This is a genomic window from Bradyrhizobium sp. CSA207 (assembly GCF_029051685.1).
Lineage (GTDB): Bacteria > Pseudomonadota > Alphaproteobacteria > Rhizobiales > Xanthobacteraceae > Bradyrhizobium.
Genome location: NZ_JAACFT010000015.1, coordinates 157095 through 177581, shown reverse-complemented (window position 1 = coordinate 177581; position 20487 = coordinate 157095). Strand labels below are relative to the sequence as shown.

General features: G+C 65.6%; 14 protein-coding genes. 7 read left to right on the top strand and 7 right to left on the bottom strand.

From position 1 onward, the window contains the following. The first annotated feature begins 176 nt into the window (after positions 1-176). From GWG65_RS18935 to GWG65_RS18925, 3 genes are all read left to right on the top strand, one after another. Entirely contained in the window at positions 177-2024 is a 1848-nt protein-coding gene (locus GWG65_RS18935; RefSeq protein ID WP_275197050.1) for an extracellular solute-binding protein, read from the top strand. A 4-nt stretch (positions 2025-2028) separates the two neighbouring features. After that, complete coding sequence (locus tag GWG65_RS18930; protein WP_275197049.1) at positions 2029-3531, top strand: class I adenylate-forming enzyme family protein; 1503 nt, start codon at positions 2029-2031, stop codon at positions 3529-3531. An 84-nt stretch (positions 3532-3615) separates the two neighbouring features. After that, positions 3616-4839, top strand: a complete 1224-nt coding sequence (locus GWG65_RS18925; RefSeq protein ID WP_275197048.1) for a GGDEF domain-containing protein — start codon at positions 3616-3618, stop codon at positions 4837-4839. 129 nt (positions 4840-4968) lie between these two features. On the opposite strand, the gene mfd is transcribed toward GWG65_RS18925, so the two are convergent. Continuing rightward, positions 4969-8487, bottom strand: coding sequence for a transcription-repair coupling factor (gene mfd / locus GWG65_RS18920; protein ID WP_275197047.1), 3519 nt, complete (start codon positions 8485-8487; stop codon positions 4969-4971). Then, a complete protein-coding gene (locus GWG65_RS18915; RefSeq protein ID WP_275197046.1) occupies positions 8484-8774 on the bottom strand; it encodes a succinate dehydrogenase assembly factor 2 in 291 nt (96 codons plus the stop codon). The genes mfd and GWG65_RS18915 overlap by 4 nt, the downstream gene beginning before the upstream one ends. Before the next feature lie 207 nt (positions 8775-8981). On the opposite strand from GWG65_RS18915, the gene recG reads away from it, so the two are divergent. Continuing rightward, a complete protein-coding gene (gene recG / locus GWG65_RS18910) occupies positions 8982-11090 on the top strand; it encodes an ATP-dependent DNA helicase RecG (protein WP_275197045.1) in 2109 nt (702 codons plus the stop codon). A gap of 271 nt (positions 11091-11361) precedes the next feature. On the opposite strand, the gene GWG65_RS18905 is transcribed toward recG, so the two are convergent. From GWG65_RS18905 to glmS, 3 genes are all read right to left on the bottom strand, one after another. Continuing rightward, complete coding sequence (locus GWG65_RS18905; RefSeq protein ID WP_275197044.1) at positions 11362-12216, bottom strand: NAD(P)-dependent oxidoreductase; 855 nt, start codon at positions 12214-12216, stop codon at positions 11362-11364. Positions 12217-12321: 105 nt separating this feature from the next. Further along, positions 12322-13095, bottom strand: a complete 774-nt coding sequence (locus GWG65_RS18900; RefSeq protein WP_275197043.1) for a DUF502 domain-containing protein — start codon at positions 13093-13095, stop codon at positions 12322-12324. A 90-nt stretch (positions 13096-13185) separates the two neighbouring features. Then, entirely contained in the window at positions 13186-15012 is a 1827-nt protein-coding gene (gene glmS / locus GWG65_RS18895) for a glutamine--fructose-6-phosphate transaminase (isomerizing) (protein ID WP_275197042.1), read from the bottom strand. A 220-nt stretch (positions 15013-15232) separates the two neighbouring features. Here glmS and GWG65_RS18890 point away from each other — a divergent pair, with 220 nt between their 5' ends. Continuing rightward, positions 15233-15451 carry a hypothetical protein gene (locus tag GWG65_RS18890; protein ID WP_148741521.1) on the top strand — a complete coding sequence of 73 codons (219 nt, stop codon included), beginning with the start codon at positions 15233-15235 and terminating at the stop codon, positions 15449-15451. A gap of 6 nt (positions 15452-15457) precedes the next feature. Here GWG65_RS18890 and glmU read toward each other — a convergent pair whose 3' ends face one another. Beyond that, positions 15458-16825 (bottom strand): bifunctional UDP-N-acetylglucosamine diphosphorylase/glucosamine-1-phosphate N-acetyltransferase GlmU, encoded by a 1368-nt coding sequence (gene glmU, locus GWG65_RS18885; protein ID WP_275197041.1) that lies wholly within the window; start codon positions 16823-16825, stop codon positions 15458-15460. 173 nt (positions 16826-16998) lie between these two features. Here glmU and GWG65_RS18880 point away from each other — a divergent pair, with 173 nt between their 5' ends. Continuing rightward, positions 16999-18375: a hypothetical protein gene (locus tag GWG65_RS18880; protein WP_275197040.1), complete on the top strand. Its 1377-nt coding sequence runs from the start codon at positions 16999-17001 to the stop codon at positions 18373-18375. A gap of 115 nt (positions 18376-18490) precedes the next feature. Then, positions 18491-18871, top strand: a complete 381-nt coding sequence (locus GWG65_RS18875; protein ID WP_275197039.1) for a hypothetical protein — start codon at positions 18491-18493, stop codon at positions 18869-18871. On the opposite strand, the gene GWG65_RS18870 is transcribed toward GWG65_RS18875, so the two are convergent. Continuing rightward, positions 18831-20456: a beta-(1-6) glucans synthase gene (locus tag GWG65_RS18870; RefSeq protein ID WP_275197038.1), complete on the bottom strand. Its 1626-nt coding sequence runs from the start codon at positions 20454-20456 to the stop codon at positions 18831-18833. The genes GWG65_RS18875 and GWG65_RS18870 overlap by 41 nt on opposite strands. Positions 20457-20487: the final 31 nt, after the last annotated feature.

Sequence of the window (20487 nt, the reverse complement as noted above, 5' to 3'; positions counted from 1 at the left end):
GTCAATTGAGGCGGACAAGTGACGGGCTCGGCGCACTTGCGCGATTGCCCGCCTTCATAGCGTGGCCGACGAAAAGATCAATGCCGACAACCATCTTTGACCGGATCCGGGCCTGAGCTCCGTGAAATTCCCTGTGATAGGATTCAGACCCGCTGCTCCTCGAATCAACGTGTCCGATGTTCATGTTCCAACGCCTTGTCGAGGGCCCCGGCGTCCGCCTCGCGTCTGCCTTTGCGTTAGCCTTGGCCGTCGCATTGTCGGCCAGCGGGGCACAGGCCGAGGAGGCCCATGCCATCGCCATGCACGGCAAGCCGGCGCTCCCTGCCGATTTCACCCACATGCCCTACGCCAATCCCGACGCGCCCAAGGGCGGGCGGCTGACCTGGGGCATGCTCGGCACCTTCGACAGCCTCAATCCCTTCATCGTGAAGGGATTGGCTGTGCAGCAAATGCGGAACTACGTGGTCGAGAGCCTGCTTGCGCGCGGCAATGACGAGCCGTTCACGCTCTATGGCCTCCTCGCCAGATCGGTCGAGACCGACGGCGAGCGAAGCTATGTCACGTTCCGCCTCGATCCCCGCGCCCGCTTCTCCGACGGCAAGCCGGTGCTCGCCGAGGACGTCCTGTTCTCCTGGCAGCTCCTGCGTGACCACGGCCGCCCGAACCACCGGCAGTATTATTCCAAGGTCACCAAGCTCGAGGCGCTCGATCCCCTGACTGTCCGCTTCGACCTCACCGGCGCCAATGACCGGGAGTTACCGCTGATCCTCGGCTTGATGCCGATCCTGCCGAAGCACGCGATCGATGTCGCGACCTTCGAGGAGACGACACTGGCGGGCTCGATCGGCTCGGGTCCCTATCGCGTGACGGCCGTGAAGCCCGGCGCCAGCGTGACATTGACCCGCAATCCCGACTATTGGGGCCGCGACCTGCCGATCAATCGCGGCCTCTACAATTTCGACGAGATCCGGCTCGACTATTTTCGCGAGGCCAACGGCCAGTTCGAAGCCTTCAAGCGCGGCCTCTATGATTTCCGCGTCGAGAACGAGCCGCTCCGCTGGCACGACGGCTACGATTTTCCGGCAGCCAAGAGCGGCGAGGTGATCCGCGACACCATCAAGCCCGGCATGCCGCAGCCCTCGGAATTCCTGGTGTTCAACACGAGGCGTCCGATCTTTGCCGATATCCGCGTGCGCCAGGCGCTGACGCTTTTGTTCGACTTCGAACTCATCAATCGCAACTACTTCTTCGGGCTTTACTCGCGCGTGGCCGGCTATTTCGCCGGCTCCGACCTGTCGGCCTATGGCCATCCTGCCGATGCGCGCGAGCGCGAGCTGCTACGGCCGTTTGCGGCGCAGATCCCGCCCGACATCCTGGACGGCAGCTACCGCCTGCCGATGACCGACGGCTCGGGGCGCGACCGAACGACGCTTCGCGCCGCGCTGAAACTTCTGTCCGAAGCCGGCTACGATCTCGACGGCACCGTGCTGCGCAACCGCGCCACCAAGGTCCCGTTCACTTTCGAGATCTTGGTGACGACCCGCGATCAGGAACGCATCGCGCTCGCCTTCCAGCGCGATCTCAAGCGGGCCGGCATCGCGCCGACCGTGCGCTCGGTCGATCCCGTGCAGTTCGACCAGCGCCGGCTCGCCTACGAATTCGACATGATCCAGAACCGCTGGGACCAGTCGCTGTCGCCCGGCAACGAGCAATATTTCTACTGGGGCAGCGCCGCCGCGGACAATCCGGGCACCCGCAACTACATGGGCGCCAGGGATCCGGCGGTCGATGCCATGATCGCAGCCCTGCTCGAGGCCCGTGATCATACGGCCTTCGTCTCGGCGGTGCGGGCGCTCGATAGGGCTTTGATCGCCGGCTTCTACACAATCCCCCTGTTTAACGTATCGGAGCAATGGATCGCGCGCTGGAATCGGATAGAACGGCCAAAGGCTACCGCGCTGTCCGGCTACCTGCCGGAGAGCTGGTGGTCGAAGGGTGAGCCTCAAGCCAGCCAAGCGAAGTGACGCCGTGAACCAGCCAGCCGTATCGCCGACGCTCGACACGCTGTTCCAGCGCACGCTGTCCCGGCAGCCGCACGCTTTGGCCCTGCTTGATCCCCTCAACAAGGCCCGCGTGACCGGCCATCAGCCACGGCGGCTGACCTATGCAGAGGCCGATACCGCCATTGAAGCGCTGTCGGCCTATTTCGTCGAATCGGGCCTGCCGGCCAATTCGGTTATCGCGATCCAGCTGCCCAACACGGTCGAGTTCGTGCTCACCGTGCTCGCCGCCCATCGCGCCGGGCTCGTGGTCGCCGTGCTGCCGCTGCTCTGGCGCCATGCGGAACTGACCGCCGCGCTGAACCGCACCGCGGCGCGCGCCATCGTCACCATGAGCAAGGTCGACGGCGTCAACTATTCCGACCTCGCCATGCACGCCGCGGCCGAGGCCTTCTCTATCCGCCATGTCTGCGGCTTCGGCACCGATCTGCCCGAAGGCATGGCCTCGCTCGACGAGGTGCTGGCGCGCCCGCCCGGGACCACGCGCGCCGTGATCCAGGACGGCCGCAAGGCAGCGATGATCTCGTTCGACGTCACCGCGGAGGGCTTTCGCCCGGTGCCGCGCCCGCATTTCAGCCTGATCGCCGGCGGCCTTGCGATGTCGCTGGAAGCGGACATCAAGCAGGGTGCGACGGTGATGACCGCGTTCGCGCCGATGTCGTTCGCGGGCCTCGCCTCCTCGCTTGCGGTGTGGCTGCTCTGCGGCGGCACACTGGCGCTGCACCATCCCTTCGAGATCGACGTGCTGGAGCAGCAGATCAACGAGCATGAGTGCCAGGTGCTGATCGCGCCCGCGCAGCTCGCCCTGCGGCTCGGCGATTCCGATCTCGCGGCACGGATGCCGACCTTGCGCAACGTCATCGGCCTGTGGCGCGCGCCCGAGCAGGTGGCGGCGAGCGAAGCCTGGATCGCACCGCATGCGCCGCTTACGGACGTCTATCTGTTCGGCGAGGCCGGATTGTTCGGCGCCCGGCGCGGCGAGGACGGCATGCCGGTGGCGGTGATGCCCGGGCCGCACGGCGCGCCGCGCGAGCAGTCGGGCTCCTCGATCGCCGGCGAGATACTGCTGACGCCGAAGGGCACGCTCGGCCTGCGCGGGCCGATGGTGCCGATCGCAGCCTACGCCCCGCCGCAGTCTGTCGGCGATACCCTGACGGCGCAGCCGCCGCGCGACTATGTCGACACCGGCTATGCCGCGCGGATCGACCGTCCCAGCGGTGCGATCTGCATCACCGCGCCGCCCTCCGGCATCATGGCCGTCGGCGGCTACCGCTTCCTCTCCAACGATCTCCAGGAATGGGCGCGCCGGCTCGGCCAGGGCGCACTGCTGACCGCCCTGCCCGACCGGCTCTCTGGTCACCGGCTGGCCGGCCGGGCCCAGGACAATGCCCGCGCCCGCGAGGCGCTCAGCGAGCTCGGGCTTAACCCGCTGATGGTCGAGGCATTTCGCGATCGTTCCGGGCCGGTTTGAGCGCAGTTTTGACAGATGCGTTGACGCTGCATTAAGGCGGCCAAACTAGATTGCGCAGCATCGAGTGCGCGATCAGAGTTTGCGATGTCCCAAGCCGGTCCGATCCTGTTTGTGTCCAATGCCGAGCGGCCGGCTTTCATTGCGGCGCTGGACGAGGCGCGGCTCTTTCCCCTCGTCGACAGCGATTGGGCCAGCGCTGCGCGCGCCGTCCAGGAGATGCAGCCGGCCGCGGTTCTCGCCGCGGTGCACGGCGGACACGAGCCGCACATGGCCGCGCTTGCGAAAGAGATCGCCGACCAATCGCTGTACCTGCCGTTGGTCGCGCTGGACCCGCAAGGCAGGCTGCCCCACAACGCTCTGCCCTTCTCCTCGCAAGGCGGCAATCCGGACCGCCTGGTCGCGCGGCTCCGCGCCGCACTCCGCGTGCGCACCCTCCATGCAACGGTGCTGCGCCGGCTGCCGGAAGTGAAGGTCGCGCTGCCGCAAGCCGATCCCTCGCGCGATGCCACCGTGCTCCTGATCGGTCGCGGCGCGGCTTACCCTGCGCTCTCCGTCGCGCTCGGCGAACGCGTCGGCGTCATCGGCGCGCTCTCGATCGAGGCTGCGGCAAAGCATCTCAATACCCGCCACATCGACGGCGTCGTGCTGGCCGAAGGATTTACACCGCGCGTCGCCGACGCCTTTCTCACGGTGCTGGCCGAGGACACCCGTTTCCGCAGCCTGCCCGTGGTCCTCACCGCGCACCAGCTCACGCAGAGCTACGACATGCCCAATCTCGAGCTGATCCCCGGCGAGCCGGCGAAAGTCGCCGCCAATGCGCTGCCCCTGATCCGCCAGCACGCGATGGAAGCGCAACTGAGCCGCACGCTGCGCTCGATCGACGCCGGCGGCTGGCTCGATCCGCGCAGCGGATTGTTGACGACGGAAGCGTTCGCCCGTGATTTCGCAAGAGCGGTGGAGCAGACGCTCGCCCGCGGCGGCGGCCTGTCGGTGGCGCGCTTCGCCTTCGATCCCGGCAATCCGCGCGCTCAGTTGGATGCCGCCCGGATCCTGAGCCGGCTGATGCGGCAGATGGATTTCGGCGCCGCGCAGAAGGACGGCTCGGTGATCGTCGTGTTCGCGGAAACCGACTTCCGCACCGCGCACATGATCGCCCGCCGCCTCTCCGCAGTGATGCGGCACACCTCGAACGGCAAGCACGAGATGCGCAGCGATCCCGTCGTCAGCGTCGATTCGCTGTCGCCGTCGGATACGGCGCGGTCACTGCTCGGACGTCTTTCGGCGGAAGCTCCGCGCGCGGCGTCGTAGTTTTCTCGCGCGCTGCCGCAACAATCGCCCGTCATTGCGAGCGAAGCAAAGCAATCCAGACTGTCTCCTGCGGATAGATTCTGGATTGCTTTGCTTCGCTCGCAATGACGCGGGTGAGGTCAGGCCGCCTTACGCCGCCTTCTTGCTCTGCGCGAGCTGTGCCAACTGGCGCAAGATCTCGGTGGTGCCGGCGAGCCGCTCCTCCGGCGTCTCCCAGTCTTGGAAGAACACCACCTTCATGTCGGGCCGCACCTTCGCGGCCTGGCCGTGCCTGCGGATGAATGTGACCAGACGATCGGGATGGGCAAAGGAATTGTCGCGGAAGGCGATGACGGCGCCCTTCGGGCCGGCATCGATCTTCCCGACATTGGCCTGGCGGCAGAACGCCTTGATCGCGGCGACCTTGAACAGGTAGCGCACCTCGTCCGGCAGCACGCCGAACCGATCGCGCATCTCGGCGCCAAAATTTTCGATCTCCTCCTCGCTGTCGAGGTCGGCCAGACGGCGGTAGAGCGACAGCCGCACCGAGAGGTCGCTGACATAGTCCTCGGGAATGAGCACGGGCATGCCGATGGTGATGGTCGGTGACCAGCGGTCGGCGGCAGGCTCGGAGACGCCGGCCTTGAGGTTGACGATCGCCTCTTCCAGCATCGACTGGTAGAGCTCGAAGCCGACCTCCTTGATGTGGCCGGACTGCTGCTCGCCCAGGATATTGCCGGCCCCGCGAATGTCGAGGTCGTGCGAGGCAAGCTGGAAGCCTGCGCCCAGCGTCTCCAGCGATTGCAGCACGGTGAGCCGGCGCTCGGCTTGCGCCGTGATCTTCTGCTGTACCGGCAACGTGAGCAGCGCATAGGCGCGCAGCTTGGAGCGGCCGACGCGGCCGCGGAGCTGGTAGAGCTGGGCCAGGCCGAACATGTCGGCGCGGTGCACGATCAACGTGTTGGCGTTGGGAATGTCGAGGCCGGATTCCACGATGGTGGTCGAGAGCAGGATGTCGAACTTGCTGTCATAGAACGCTGTCATGATGTCCTCGATCACGGCGGGGGGCATCTGGCCGTGCGCAACAGCGACCTTCATCTCCGGCACGTTCTTGTCGAGGAAATCCTTGACTTCGGCGAGGTCGTCGATGCGCGGCACCACGTAGAATGCCTGGCCGCCGCGATAGCGTTCGCGCAACAGCGCCTCGCGGATCATCAGGGGATCATGCGGGGCGACGAAGGTGCGCACCGCAAGGCGATCGACCGGGGGCGAGGCAATGATCGAGAGCTCGCGCACGCCGGTCAGCGCCAGTTGCAGGGTGCGCGGGATCGGTGTTGCCGACAGCGTCAGCACATGCACCTCGGCGCGGAGTGCCTTCAGCCGCTCCTTGTGGCTGACGCCAAAATGCTGCTCTTCGTCGACGATGAGCAGGCCGAGATCGCGGAACTTGATCGCCTTGCCGAGCAGCGCATGGGTACCCACGACAATGTCGACCGCGCCGTCGGTGATTCCCTTCTTGACCTCATTGAGCTGCTTGGTGGGGACCAGGCGCGAGGCCTGCGCGACCTGCACGGGAAAGCCTTTGAAGCGCTCGGTAAACGTCCTGTAGTGCTGGCGCGCGAGCAGCGTGGTCGGCACCACGACCGCGACCTGCTTGCCTTCGAGCGCCACGGCAAACGCCGCGCGCAACGCCACCTCGGTCTTGCCGAAGCCGACGTCGCCGCAGATCAGTCGGTCCATCGGGCGGCCCTTTTCGAGATCCTTCAGTGTGGACTCGATCGCGCCCAGCTGGTCCTCGGTCTCGTCATAGGGGAAGCGCGCGCAGAATTCGTCATAGACGCCAGGCTGCACCGGCAGCTTTGGTGCCTCGTGCAAATGGCGTTCGGCGGCGATCTTGATCAGTTCGCCCGCGATCTCGCGGATGCGGTTCTTCAGCTTGGCCTTGCGGGTCTGCCAGCCTGAGCCGCCGAGACGGTCGAGCTCGACCGTGGTCTGGTCGGAGCCGTAGCGCGACAGCAGCTCGATGTTCTCGACGGGCAAGAACAGCTTGGTCTCGGCGGCATAATGCAGCTCGAGGCAGTCATGCGGCGCCCCGGCGACGTCGAGCGTCTGCAGCCCAATGAAGCGGCCGATACCGTGGTCGACGTGAACGACGATGTCCCCGGCGGCAAGGCTCGTGATCTCCGAGATGAAATTGTCGAGCTTGCGGCTGACCTTGCGCGGCCGTACCAAACGGTCGCCAAGGATATCCTGCTCGCTGATAAGCGCGATCTCGTCGGTCTCAAAGCCGCTTTCGAGTCCGAGCACGGCGAGCATGGTCTCGTTGCGCGGCGTGGCCTGCACCGTGCGCCAGCTGTTCACGCTCGTCACGGGGGTGAGCTTGTGGTCGCGCAGCATCGAAATCATGCGGTCGCGCGAGCCCTCGGTCCAGAGCGCGATGACCACCTTCTTGCGGTTGGCCAGCAATCCATGCACATGGGCGACGACGGCTTCGAAGACATTGACCTTGGTGTCGTTGCGCTCCGGCGCGAAGTCGCGACCCTTGCGTGCGCCGGCATCCACAACGGTTGTGCCATCGGCCGGCACCGAAAACTGCGTCAGCCGCGCCAGCGGCACATCGGCGAGCCGCTTGCCCCACTCCTCTTCGGTCAGATAGAGCCGGTCCGGCGGCAACGGCTTGTAGATGGCGCCGCCGCCCGGATGCTCCATCGCATCGCGGCGGGCCTGGTAGTAGTCGAGGATCTGCTTGAAGCGCTCGCGCACTGCGTCTTCGGCCTGCGGCTCGATGGCAACGGCTGCGCCTTGCAGATAATCGAACAGCGTGTCCATCCGGTCCTGGAACAGCGGCAGCCAGTGCTCCATGCCGGGATGGCGGCGGCCCTCGCTGACCGCCTCGTAGAGCGCATCGTCGCGCTCGGGCGCGCCGAACTCGGCAACATAGCCCATGCGGAAGCGGCGGATGGTGTCGGTGACGAGCTGGAATTCCGAGACCGGCACGAGATCGAGCGAGCGCATATCAAGCATGGTGCGCTGGGTCTCGGCGTCGAAGGAGCGGATCGATTCCAGGCTGTCGCCGAAGAAATCGAAACGGACAGGCTGGTCGAGGCCGGCCGGAAACAGATCGAGGATGCCGCCGCGCACGGCATATTCGCCGGGCTCGCGCACGGTCGAGGAGCGATTGTAGCCGTTGTGCTCGAGCCAGGCGACGATCGTATCCATCGGCACGACATTGCCGGGCGCGACCGACAGCGCCTGCGCCGCGACGAGGTCGCGGGAAGGCACGCGCTGCACGACCGCGTTCACCGTCGTCAGCACGATCAGCGGCCTGTCGCTGCCGGTGAGCGAGGCGAGCCGCGCCAGCGTGGTCAGGCGCTGGGCGAGAATCCCGCCATGGGGCGAGACGCGGTCATAGGGCTGACAGTCCCAAGCCGGGAACTGGAGCACCGGCAGATCGGGCGCGAAGAATTGCAGCGCCCGTTCGAGCTGCTGCATCCGCGGCCCGTCACGGCAGACCACAGCGAGGCTGACCGCGGGCTTCTTCGGCCGGGCGGCGATGGCGCGCGCGAGATCGGAGATGACGAGGCCTTCGGCGCCTTCGGCGACATTGGCAAGCGTCAGCGCGCGGCCCGGCGTGAGCAGCTCGGCCGGCGACTTCGACGGCTGCTTCATACGTTGACGTCCGCGATCGGGAACGCCTTGATGCGGTCAAACAGCGCACCGGCGACATCAGCCGGCAGCACCTTGTCGCCGGTGATGGCGGCATAGAGATCGGGATCGTTGACGTCGAGCAGGCGCTCGAGCTCGCTCAGCTCGTCATCGGACAAATTGCCGATCTCGGCATCCGCGAAGCGGCCGAGGATCAAGTCCATCTCGCGCGTGCCGCGGTGCCAGCAGCGGAACAGAAGCCGCTTGCGGCGATCGTCCAGCCCGTTGCTCGATCGTGTCGTTCCCGTCATGTCGCAATTCCAGTCAAACGCCAAAAGCCCGGACGTGCCGGGCCGGGGTGATATAGCCACTCGGACCGTCGGTGTCAGCCTTTTGTTGCAGCAGTCCTGGCCCTCGTTTCCTCTTGGGTTGCCGCCCGCGCCGGAGCCGCGAAAAAAGACGTGGATGCCCAGCATAAAGCCGGGCATGACGGGCGGAAACGACCTTAGATTCGTCTGATGCGCCCCAGCCTGCTCAACCCGCTGTTTGCTGCCGTGACCAGCCTGCCCGGCGTCGGGCCGAAGCAGGACAAGCTGCTGCGCTACCTGCTCAGCCGCGAAGAGACGCCGCGGCTGGTCGATTTGCTGCTGCATCTGCCGAGCCAGGTCATCGACCGCCGGGCGCGGCCGAAGATCCGCGACGCCGTCCAGGGAACCATGGTGACGCTGGAGGTCACCGTCGACCGCCACAGGCCGCCGCCGCCCCGCAATCCGCGCGCGCCCTATCTCGTCTATGCCAGCGACGATACCGGCGACGTCGTGCTGACCTTCTTCCGCGCCAAGCCCGGCTATGTCGAGAAGCTGCTGCCAATGGGCGAGAAGCGCTTCGTCTCCGGCACGCTCCAGATGTACGACGGCATTCCGCAGATCGTGCATCCCGACCGCGTGCTCGACGAGGAGGCCATCGCAAAACTCTCGGGCATCGATCCGGTCTATCCGCTGACGCAAGGGCTGGCGCTCGGCTCGCTCCGCCGCGCGGTCGCGCAAGCGCTGCAAAAGCTGCCGGCCCTGCCAGAGTGGATCAGCCCGGAGGTGCTGCGCCGTTGCAATTTTCCGCCGATCGCCGAGGCGCTCACCCGCGTGCACCAACCGGTCGAGCTCACGGATATTTTGCCTGACCAACGCTTTTGGTCGCGGCTCGCGTTCGACGAATTGCTGGCCGGACAGCTGGCGCTCGCCCTGATCCGCGCCCAATTGCGCCGCCCGGCCGGCGTGCGCAATGCCGGCGACGGGCATCTTCGCAACAAGATCATCGACGCCCTGCCCTATGCGCTGACGTCTTCCCAGCGCGACGCGGCGGCGGCAATCGCAAGCGACCTTCAGCAACCCGTGCGCATGCTGCGCCTGCTTCAGGGCGACGTCGGCTCCGGCAAGACCGTGGTGGCACTGCTCGCTGCTGCCGCCGTCACTGAAGTCGGCAAGCAAGCGGCCCTGATGGCCCCGACCGAAATTCTGGCGCGCCAGCACATCAAGACCATCGCGCCGCTGGCCGAACGCGCCGGGATGCGGGTCGCGATCCTCACCGGCCGCGAAAAGGGCAAGGAGCGGCGCGAGATCCTGTTGCGGCTGGCTGAGGGCGAGATCGACCTGCTCGTCGGCACCCACGCGCTGATCCAGGACGACGTGATCTTCAACGACCTTGCGCTCGCCATCGTCGACGAACAGCACCGCTTTGGCGTGCGCGAACGGCTGGCCCTGACGTCGAAAGGCGAAGCCGTCGACGTGCTGGTGCTGAGCGCAACGCCGATTCCGCGCACGCTGGTGCTGACTTATTTCGGCGACATGGACATCAGCGAGCTGCGCGAGAAGCCGGCTGGCCGGCAGCCGATTGAAACCCGCACCATCGCGATGAGCCGTCTCGGCGAGGTTACCGATAGCATCGGCCGCGCGTTGCAGGCGGGCAAACTCGTTTACTGGATCTGCCCACTAGTCGAAGAATCCGAGGCCGAAGGCACCGAGCACCTCGCCAATGCGACAAAGCGCTTTGAAAGCTTGCAAAGGCATTTCGGCGAGCGCGTCGGCCTGGTCCACGGCCAGATGAAGGGCGCGGAAAAGGACCGCGTGATGGGCCAGTTCGCCGCCCACGAGATCGGGCTGTTGGTCGCGACCACCGTGGTCGAGGTCGGCGTCGACGTGCCGGCTGCCACCATCATGGTGATCGAGAACGCCGAGCGCTTTGGTCTTGCCCAGCTGCACCAATTGCGCGGCCGCATCGGGCGCGGCTCGGAAGCATCCACCTGCCTGCTGCTCTACTCAGAGCCACTCGGCGAGATGTCGAAGGCGCGGCTGAAAGTGATCCGCGAGACCACCGACGGCTTTCGCATCGCCGAGGAGGATCTGAAGCTGCGCGGCGAAGGCGACGTGCTCGGCGTGCGCCAGAGCGGCCTGCCCGGCTACCGCATCGCGCGCTCGGAGGTGCATGCCCAGCTGATCACCCAGGCCCGCGACGAGGCGCTGCGCATCTTGAAGGACGATCCGAAGCTGAAAAGCGAGCGCGGTGAAGCGCTGAGGTGTCTGCTGTATCTGTTTGAGCGCGATGAGGCGATCCCGCTGATCGGGGCGGGTTAGCCGCAGCTGGACGCGGCTGCCGCAAAGATCGTGACGGGATGGATTCGCGTGGTCTCTCTCGTCATTGCGAGCGCAGCGAAGCAATCCAGAATCTTGCCGCGGAGGGACTCTGGATTGCTTCGCTGCGCTCGCAATGACGATGTAGATAAAGCTCTGCAGATGTCGACCAGCACGACTGGCGGAAACTCCCCCTCACCCGGATTGCATCTTCGATGCAATCCAACCTCTCCCCGCAAGCGGGGCGAAGTGAGGTGCGCACGCAGCTCCACCTTCACCCCTTCTTCGCGCTTTTCGCCGCGAACGCCTTCAGCAGGCTCGCATCGACGGCCTTGCCGTTCGCATCTTCCGCGAGATGCTCGAACCAGCGCGCAAAGCCCTCATAGATCTGGCTGGCCGGATGGTCCGCCCCGAGAAATCCGGAAATCTCCCGCATCTCGGCGACCCAGCGATAGGCTTTTGGAATCATATCGGGCAGCGCGACTTCGAGCCGCGCCAAAACCGCGGGCTGGCTCAGCGCAAGCTCGTCGCGGAGCGCATCGGCCGCGCCGGCCTTGGTTGCCGCGACCACCATGGCCGAGCCGATGCCGGCGAGGCCTTTGACGATGCCGGCATAGGACATCTTGAGCGCAGAGGCCGCGCCGACAGGTCCCTCGACGATGCGCACGTCAAGCCCGAGGTCTTTCAGCACCGCGACGTCCCCGGCGTGCTCCCCCGACATGTAGAAGGCCGGGCTCTTGCCGCCGGGCTGCGGCGGGAATCCGATGATGCCGGCATCGACAAACGGCGCCTGCGCCGAGCCGATAATCTCCTCGATTCTTTGCACGGTGTCGACATTGACGGCGTTGCAGTCGACCACGACCGGCTTCTTTGCGCGCCTGACGATCAGCGCGGCAAGCCGTTCGGCGAGCGCCACGGCTTCGCCCGGCGGCACGATCGAAAGGATGATGTCGGCGTCCGCGACCGCGTCGTCCTCGGCGCCGATCATGCCGGCATCCGCTGCCCGCTTCAGCGTCGCCTCGCTCCGCCCCTTCAACGAGGTCAGCACGCGCGCGCCCTGCTCGCTCAGTCGGCGGGCGACAGCGCTGCCCATGGCGCCGGGTGCGAGGATCGCAATGGTTGGGGACATCGTACACTCCGATTCGAATTCCGAGCGATGCGCTCCGTTCAACCGGAAGACTAGCAGAGGCTGCGAAGACGTGCGTGAACGCGGCCATCCCGCATAGGAATGGCCCTACTCCACCTTCGCAGGCTCGGGCCGCGAAGTGGAGGCATTGGCAATGCGGGCGGCATTCGCCATGCCGGCGAGGGCTGCCGCCTTCCGCGGGTCGGGCGCCGATCCCGGCTGCACCACGCCAGCCGACATGATCAGCGTCGCGGCGTCCTCGGTACTCATGTCGACCTCGATGATCTTGCTTTTGGGCACGTAGAAGAAGAAGCCGGTGGTCGGGTTCGGCGAGCATGGCAGGAACACCGAGACGTGCTCCTCCTGCCCCGGCAGACTGCGGGCGACGTCCTCGTTCGGCGATTGCGAGATCAGCACGATCGACCACATGCCCGGCGATGGGAATTCGACCAGGCCGACTTTACGGAAGCTCGAGCCCTTGCCCGAGAACAAAGTCTCGAACACCTGCTTCAAGCCGCGATAGATCGCGCGCACCGCCGGGATCCGGCCGACAAAAGTCTCGCCGAGATCGACCAGGGTGCGGCCGATCAGGTTGGCGGTCAGGAAGCCGAGCAAGGTCAGCGTGAAAACTGCGACGATCAGTCCCCAGCCGGGAACGACGTAGGGCATATAGGTTTCGGGCCGGTACGCCAGCGGAATGAACGGCCGCACCACGCCGTCGACCCAGGTGACGAACCACCAGACCAGATACAGGGTGATCGCAATCGGCCCCGTCACTACGAGGCCGGTCAGGAAATAGTTGCGAAAGCGGCCCATCAGGCCAGTATGAGGCTCCGGGATGGGATCAGGCAGAGGTGCAGGCGCGTCGTCGCGGGTGGTCATTCGGGTTCCAGGTCGGTCGCAACACTCAAGCTAGGGTCTTCTAGCAGATTTTGGAAGACCACATCGCGACCCGCGGCTGCTCCCTCCCGCCTATTCGACCGTCACCGACTTGGCGAGGTTGCGCGGCTGGTCGACGTCGGTGCCCATTACCACTGCCGTATGATAGGCGAGCAGCTGCACCGGGACGGCATAGACCATCGGCGTGAAGGCTGCCGCCATGTCCGGCATGACGATGGTGACGAGGGATTCGATAGTCGCCTCCTCCGCGCCCTTGGCGTCGGTCATCAGGATGATGTTGCCGCCGCGGGCGGCGACTTCCTGCATGTTCGACACCGTCTTCTCGAACACCCGGTCATAGGGCGCTATGACGACGACCGGCATGGTCTCGTCGATCAGCGCGATCGGCCCGTGCTTGAGCTCGCCGGCGGCATAGCCTTCGGCGTGGATGTAGGAGATCTCCTTCAGCTTCAAGGCGCCTTCGAGCGCGAGCGGAAAGCTGGTGCCGCGGCCGAGATAGAGCACGTCGCGCGACTTCGCGATCTCGCGCGCGAGCTTCTCGATCTGGAGCTCGGTTTTGAGGGCCGCTGCCATCAGGCGCGGAATCTCGACCAGCCCGTGGACGAGCTTGGTCTCGTCCTCGTCGGACAATTCGCCGCGTGCCCTGCCGGCCGCAATGGCAAGGTTTGCCAGCACCATGAGCTGGCAGGTGAAGGCCTTGGTCGAGGCGACGCCGATCTCGGGCCCGGCGAGCGTTTGCAACACGGTCTCGCTCTCGCGCGCGATCGTCGAGGTCGGCACGTTGACGACGGCGAGCGTGTGCACGCCCTGGTCCTTGGCGTAGCGCAGCGCCGCGAGCGTGTCGGCGGTCTCGCCGGACTGCGAGATGAAGATCGCAAGATCGCCCTTGCGCAAGGGCGCCTCGCGGTAGCGGAATTCGGACGCGACGTCGACCTCGACCGGCACGCGCGCAAAACGCTCGAACCAGTATTTTGCGACGAAGCCGGCATAGCTCGCGGTGCCGCAGGCGGTGATGTTGATGCGCTGGATGTTCTTGAAGCCGAAGGGAAGCTTGACCGGCAGCAAAACGCGCTCGGTCGCCATGTCGACATAGCGCGCCAGGGTGTGGCCGACCACTTCCGGCTGCTCGTGGATTTCCTTCGCCATGAAATGGCGGTAGTTCGCCTTGTCGACCAGCGAGGTCGAGGCGGCGTGCTTGATCTTGTCGCGCTGGACGGCATGCCCGTTCTTGTCGAAGATGGTCGCGCTGCTGTGGGTCAGCACGACCCAGTCGCCGTCTTCGAGATAGCTGATCGTATCGGTGAACGGACCGAGCGCGATCGCATCCGAGCCGAGATACATCTCGCCGTCGCCATAGCCGATCGCGAGCGGCGGCCCGTTGCGGGCGCCGATCATGAGATCGTCCTCGCCGGCGAAAATGAAGCCGAGCGCGAAAGCGCCGCGCAGCCGTGCGAGCGTCAGCTTCACCGCCTCGACGGGTTTGTTCCCGCGCGTGAGCATATCGTCGACGAGGTGCAGCACGATCTCGGTGTCGGTCTCGGTGTGGAACACCGTGCCGTTCTTCTCGAGTTCCGCGCGCAGTTCCCGGAAATTCTCGATGATGCCGTTGTGAACCACCGCAACGCGCTCGGTCGCGTGCGGATGAGCATTATGCATGGTCGGCTTGCCATGGGTGGCCCAACGGGTATGGCCGATGCCGGTGGTGCCCTTCAGCGGTTCCGCTTCCAGCCGCTTCTCGAGGTTCTTCAGCTTGCCTTCGGCGCGGCGGCGTTCAAGATGCCTGCCTTCGAGCGTGGCGACACCGGCGGAGTCATAGCCGCGATATTCAAGACGTTTGAGCGAATCCACCAATTGCTCTGCAACCGGCTCGCGCCCGAGAATGCCGACAATCCCGCACATGCGGATCACTATCCCCCAAATCGTCGAAAATGATCAAAACGACGCGTGCAGTTTCTAGCGAAATTCCTAAGGAACCAGTTACTCAATAATTATTGCCGATTGCGACAGCAGCAGGTGGCGGCAGACCTTCGCCTGCGTCGAATTGGCCGGCGTTAGACCGCGCACGTTAACCTCCTGTCAACATATTTGACCAACGATTCCGGTCTCAGGAGACAAGGCCATGAAAGGCTCATCCGACCGCAAAGGTCTATCATCATTGTACGTGCACGCCAGCGAGACCACGGGCACGCACCTTGCGCATTGGCCGCCGCCCCAGCGCGGCAAGGAAAGCAAGCCTGTCTTCATCAAGCACGCTGCGGGCGAACCGGCGAAACGCGCCAAGCCGCGCGGCTGGCGCCTGACGCGCGCGATCTTCTCGGAATTTTCCGACGACGAATAGCACCGCTCACTTCTCCGGCTTCGTTTCGAGCTTCTTGCCGCCCGTCTTCATCTCGCGATAGCGCGCAGCGCCGCCTTCGCGGATGGTCTGCGGGCTCCGCTCCAGCGCCATCGCATCGTCGGGCACGTCGCGGGTGATCACCGAGCCGGAGCCGATATAGGCGCCGTTGCCGATCGTCACGGGAGCCACCAGCGAGGAGTTGGTGCCGACGAAGGCGCCCTGCCCGATGATGGTCTTGTGCTTCTTGAAGCCATCGTAGTTGCAGGTGATGGTGCCGGCTCCGATATTGGAATTGGCGCCGATGGTGGCGTCACCGACATAGGAGAGATGGTTGACCTTGACGCCGGCCTCCAGGGTCGCAGCCTTGGTCTCCACGAAATTGCCGATCTTTGCGCCATCGCCGAGCGTGGTGCCGGGACGCAGCCGCGCATAGGGACCGATCGACACGTTCTTGCCGAGCGTGGTCTGCACGATGTGCGAGAACGAATGGATCACCGTGCCATCGGCGATCGACACGCCCGGTCCGATCACCACGAACGGCTCGATGGTCACGTCCTTGCCGAACACGGTATCGGCGGCGAGATGCACAGTCTCCGGCGCAATCAACGTGACGCCCGCCTCCATCGCCGCCTTCCGCAGCCGCGCCTGCATCACGGCTTCCGCTTCCGCAAGCTGCGCCTTCGTGTTGATGCCGCGCACCTCGTCCTCGCTGGTCTCGATCACCACGGACTCCCATCCCTGTTCGCCGACAATGCCGACCGCATCCGTCAGATAGTATTCGCCCTTCGAATTGGTATTGCCGATCCGCTCGAGGATTGCGAGCGCGCGGCGGCCGTCGATCGCCATCACGCCGGCATTGCACAGGTCGATCTTGCGCTCCTCGGCGCTGGCGTCGGCCTGCTCGCGGATCGCGACGAGGCGGTCGCCCTCGACGATGAAGCGGCCGTAGCCAGTGGGATCGGCGGCGCGGAAGCCGAGCGCTGCAATTGCGGCGCCCTTGGCCAGCGGCGCGCGCAGCCGGGCAAAGGTCTCGGCCGAGATCAGCGGCGTATCGCCGAACGCGATCAGGAGATCATCGACACCGCGCGCTATGGCTTCGCGCGCCGCCAGCACCGCATGCGCGGTGCCGAGCCGATCGGCCTGCACGAAGGTGAGCGCGTCGGGGCGGATTCGTTTGGCCTCGTCCGCCACCGCGTGATGGTCAGGGCCGATCACGACGGCGAGCGAGGTGCCGGTTCCCTGCGGCGCGGCGGCGAGCACATGGGCGAGCAGGCTCTGGCTTGCGACGGGATGCAGCACTTTTGGCAGGCTCGATCGCATGCGCGTGCCTTCGCCGGCGGCGAGCACAATCGTGAGGCTTGAGCGGTCGGTCATCGAAATCCTGTCAAATTCAGCCGAATCGATTGGCGTTGGCGGCGCAAGGCCGCCTCATAAGCTCCGCCTTGCTACCCCCGCAAACGCCCGGAGTTCAAGTGCGGGGCGCATTTCCTGTTAATGTTCCCTGATTGATTCGGGGAAGCCGGACAGGGCTGGGCAACTTTAGGTTCATGGCAAAGGATTCCGATCCACTGGCGGATGCCTTCGGCACCAAGGAGACCGGCGGGCTGTTCTCCGGACTTGTGGCCGAAGAGAGAACGTTCGACCGCAGCTTGATGTGGCGGCTGGGCTCGTGGGGCGTGGCCGCCGTCGGCGCCGTCGTGCTGGCCGTGTATGCCAACCAGGCCCAGCTCGGCTGGCGGCGCGACCAGGTCGCGTCCGTCGATCTGTCGCGCCAGGCCGACCGGCTCCAGATGCTGACGAAGGAAAGCCAGAACGAGGCCCGTCGCCTCGCCTCCGCCATCGAGACGCTGAACACCGATCGCGACCGGCTCTATTCGCGCGTCACCGTGCTGGAGCAAGGGCTCGATTCCGTCACCGGCGCCGTCGCCAAGCAGAGCGCCACGCCGCCCGCGTCCGCAGCGAAGCCGCAGGACACGCCGGTGGCCGTCGCACAGCCGGCGCCCGCAGCCCCCAGCATTGCGCCCGTCGCCTCGACGCCGGCCCCGGCCAATGACAAGCCGCGCGCAGACGCCGCCAAGGACTCGCCGAAGGACGGCGCTAAGGATCAGGCAAAGAATCAAGCGAGCCCGCCGCCGCAGACGGCGGCCGCCGCCTCGCTCGTATCGCAGTCGCCGGCGATGGCACTGCCGATGCTTCCGCTGGTGCCGTCCAAGTCGATCATGGCGCCGCCCGATCCCGCCGCATCGAAACTGACTCAGCCCGAGACAACTGAGAAGGCCGCCGAGCAGAAGGCCGAACCGGCGCCCGCCCCGATCGAGGTCGCCGCGGCACCAGCCAAGCCGCCGGAAGCCGCCGAGAGCGAAGCTCCCGCGATCGCCGTTCAGCAGACGCGCTTTGCCATCGATCTCGGCGGCGCCAACTCGCTTGACGGCCTACGCGCGCTGTGGCGCGGCCTGACCAAATCCAATCCGGAGATCGCGGCACTGCGGCCGATCATCATGATCAAGGAAGGCAACAGCGGCCTCGGCATGCAGCTTCACTTGGGTGCCGGTCCCCTGATCAACGCGGCCGCCGCTGCAAAGCTCTGCGCCGGCCTCGCCGAGAACGACCGCCACTGCGAGACGACGGTGTTCGACGGCCAGCGACTGTCGATGCGCGGCCAGGAAAAAGCGCAGAACAAGACTCAAGATCGGGTTCAGGAGAAGAACTCCGAGAAGAGCCAGGACGCCGTCCCGCAAGCCGAGACCGCACCTGTTCCCGCCTCCAACGCCAAGCCGGACAAGCACCGACGCAGCTACTCCTCCAAGCGCTCGTCGAAGCGCGAGGAGCCCGCACCTGCACCTGCGCCTGCGGCGCAACCTGCGTCGGCCAAGCCGGAGACGGCGTCTGCGGGGTCGACGCTGTCGTCGTTCTTCAGGCGATAGCTTCCCTCTAAAGCGGCAATCCTTCAGCAGGAGCGCTGAACAATCTCACGCCAGCTCGCGAGAAAACTTCCACCCCCCTGTTGCCCGAGTCGGCCTTCCTGACCATATTGCCGCCATGACAAAAAAGCCCTTTCGCCTCTCGCCCTACCAGGTGCAGTTCCTGATCGTCGTCGGCTTCGCGGCCGTTGGCTATGCGCTCTATCTGCGCTATCTCGGAATCGAAAACTCGCAAGTCACGCTCGCCTGCGATGCCGGCCTGCAGACCATGCTCTGCAAGGCCCGTTCGGTCTCGACGGTGCTGTTCAAGAACTCGGTGTTCGGCATTGTCGCGCTGGTGGTGGCGACGCTAAACTTGATTCGGCCTTCGATCGTGCTCCTGACCGTCGGCATCATCGCCGCCGGCCTCGGCATCGTGCTCTACAATGTCGTGCTGTCGGGGCTCGCGATCGGCCTGCTTATCCTTGGATTTGCTCGGCCCGCGCCCGCCACAGCGTGAGCGCGAACAACAGACAGATTGCGCAGGTCCACAGCGACTGCCAGTTCTCGCGGCCTTCGTTGACGAGGACATAGGCCGCCGCCAAGGTCAGCACGCCTGCGAACACCGCCTCCGCGATCGGGCGCTGGCCGATCTGCGGCCGGTTCAGCATCAGGATCGCGAACGGCACCACCGCCATCGTCAGCGAGGCGTAGGGGAAGTCGTGGTAGCGCGGGTCGAACACGAAGCCGACCGCGGTCTCCGCCGCGATCACCGCGGTCACCGCCAGAGTCACGCCGAGCACGGCCGTGAGCTTCGACCATTTCCGCCCCGCGCTCGGGCCAAGCAGATCGAGGAAGGTCGGCAGGCTTCTTCCTATGACGAGCGCCTGCGCGCAGAAGATCGGCGACAGGATGCCGGCGAGGAGCAGCGCGCCCCAGTGCAGCCAGCCGCCTATGCCGTAGCTTTCATAGTACATCTTGTCGGCGCCGACCCCGAGCAGGATGCCCGCTGACGTCGCCGAGATGCCGACACCGAGCCATGCCGAGAAGCGCGGTGTCCATGGCCGCCGGCGCAGCGTGATGAGGGCGACCGCAAACACCAGCACGCACAAGCCCATGCCGGCGCCCATGTACCATTTCCAGTACGGGAAATTGCTGATCGGCTGACCCGGTGGATATTTGAGATTCCGGCGCACCGAGTCGTACAGGCCCCAATAGCCGCCCACGGTGCCTTCCAGCTTGCGCTTCCACGGCTGGTCGTAGGACTCGATCAGATTGACGCGAAACTTCTGCGCTTTGGCGAGGCTGAGGATTTCCGAGACCACCCGCGCCTGGTTGGTACGCGACGGCAGCGCGCCGTCGCGCATACGCCCCTCGCTCGGCCAGCCGGTCTCCCCAATCAGGATTTCCTTGCCGGGAAACGCCACTGCCATCCGTTCGCGGATCTGTTCGACGTGGGCGGCGGCGAATTTTGCGCGCACCGGCACGTCTTCCCAATAGGGCAGGATGTGGATCGTGACGAAGTCGACGGCATCGTAGACCTCGCGATTCCGGTTCCAGTACTCCCAGACGTCGGCATAGGTGACGGGCACGCTGACCTGCGCCTTCACCAAGCGGATGAAGGACACGAGATCGCCGGTCGTCATCTCCCCGCGCAGCAGCACCTCATTGCCGACGATGAGGCTGGTGATGATTCCGGGGAAATCCTTGGTGAGGCGGATAGCGAGCGCGACCTGCTCAAAATTCTTGGTGCGGTTGCTGGAGAGCCAGATGCCCTGGAGCACTTTCAGCCCGCCGATCCGGGCCGCGATCGCCGGCACCTGGTCGAGCCCGTTCTCCATCGAATAGGTGCGGACGCAGTCGGTGATCTCCTTCAGCTGGCGCAGGTCCTGCTCGATCTGATCGGCCTCGATACGGGTCCACGCGTCGAGCGGCGACTGTTCGCCCCGGAACGGCGCGTAGGAGACGCATTGGACCTTGTCGGCCGGATCGATCGGCGCGCGCGCGAGCGTGATCGGCGTGGCCAACCACCACCACACGGCAGCAATCGCACCAAGGGAAACGAGCAGCAGCGCCAGTGGCGTACGAAGAGAAATCGGTTCCATCCTCCGCGAAGGGTCCGTCGATTACCTGCTT

What these genes read in the sequence shown, in the direction of transcription:
- GWG65_RS18935 (WP_275197050.1), top strand. Translation starts at nt 177, where the DNA reads ATGTTCATGTTCCAACGCCTTGTCGAGGGCCCCGGCGTCCGCCTCGCG.
- GWG65_RS18925 (WP_275197048.1), top strand. Translation starts at nt 3,616, where the DNA reads ATGTCCCAAGCCGGTCCGATCCTGTTTGTGTCCAATGCCGAGCGGCCG.
- mfd (WP_275197047.1), bottom strand. Translation starts at nt 8,487, where the DNA reads ATGAAGCAGCCGTCGAAGTCGCCGGCCGAGCTGCTCACGCCGGGCCGC.
- GWG65_RS18915 (WP_275197046.1), bottom strand. Translation starts at nt 8,774, where the DNA reads ATGACGGGAACGACACGATCGAGCAACGGGCTGGACGATCGCCGCAAG.
- recG (WP_275197045.1), top strand. Translation starts at nt 8,982, where the DNA reads ATGCGCCCCAGCCTGCTCAACCCGCTGTTTGCTGCCGTGACCAGCCTG.
- GWG65_RS18905 (WP_275197044.1), bottom strand. Translation starts at nt 12,216, where the DNA reads ATGTCCCCAACCATTGCGATCCTCGCACCCGGCGCCATGGGCAGCGCT.
- GWG65_RS18900 (WP_275197043.1), bottom strand. Translation starts at nt 13,095, where the DNA reads ATGACCACCCGCGACGACGCGCCTGCACCTCTGCCTGATCCCATCCCG.
- glmS (WP_275197042.1), bottom strand. Translation starts at nt 15,012, where the DNA reads ATGTGCGGGATTGTCGGCATTCTCGGGCGCGAGCCGGTTGCAGAGCAA.
- GWG65_RS18890 (WP_148741521.1), top strand. Translation starts at nt 15,233, where the DNA reads ATGAAAGGCTCATCCGACCGCAAAGGTCTATCATCATTGTACGTGCAC.
- glmU (WP_275197041.1), bottom strand. Translation starts at nt 16,825, where the DNA reads ATGACCGACCGCTCAAGCCTCACGATTGTGCTCGCCGCCGGCGAAGGC.
- GWG65_RS18880 (WP_275197040.1), top strand. Translation starts at nt 16,999, where the DNA reads ATGGCAAAGGATTCCGATCCACTGGCGGATGCCTTCGGCACCAAGGAG.
- GWG65_RS18875 (WP_275197039.1), top strand. Translation starts at nt 18,491, where the DNA reads ATGACAAAAAAGCCCTTTCGCCTCTCGCCCTACCAGGTGCAGTTCCTG.
- GWG65_RS18870 (WP_275197038.1), bottom strand. Translation starts at nt 20,456, where the DNA reads ATGGAACCGATTTCTCTTCGTACGCCACTGGCGCTGCTGCTCGTTTCC.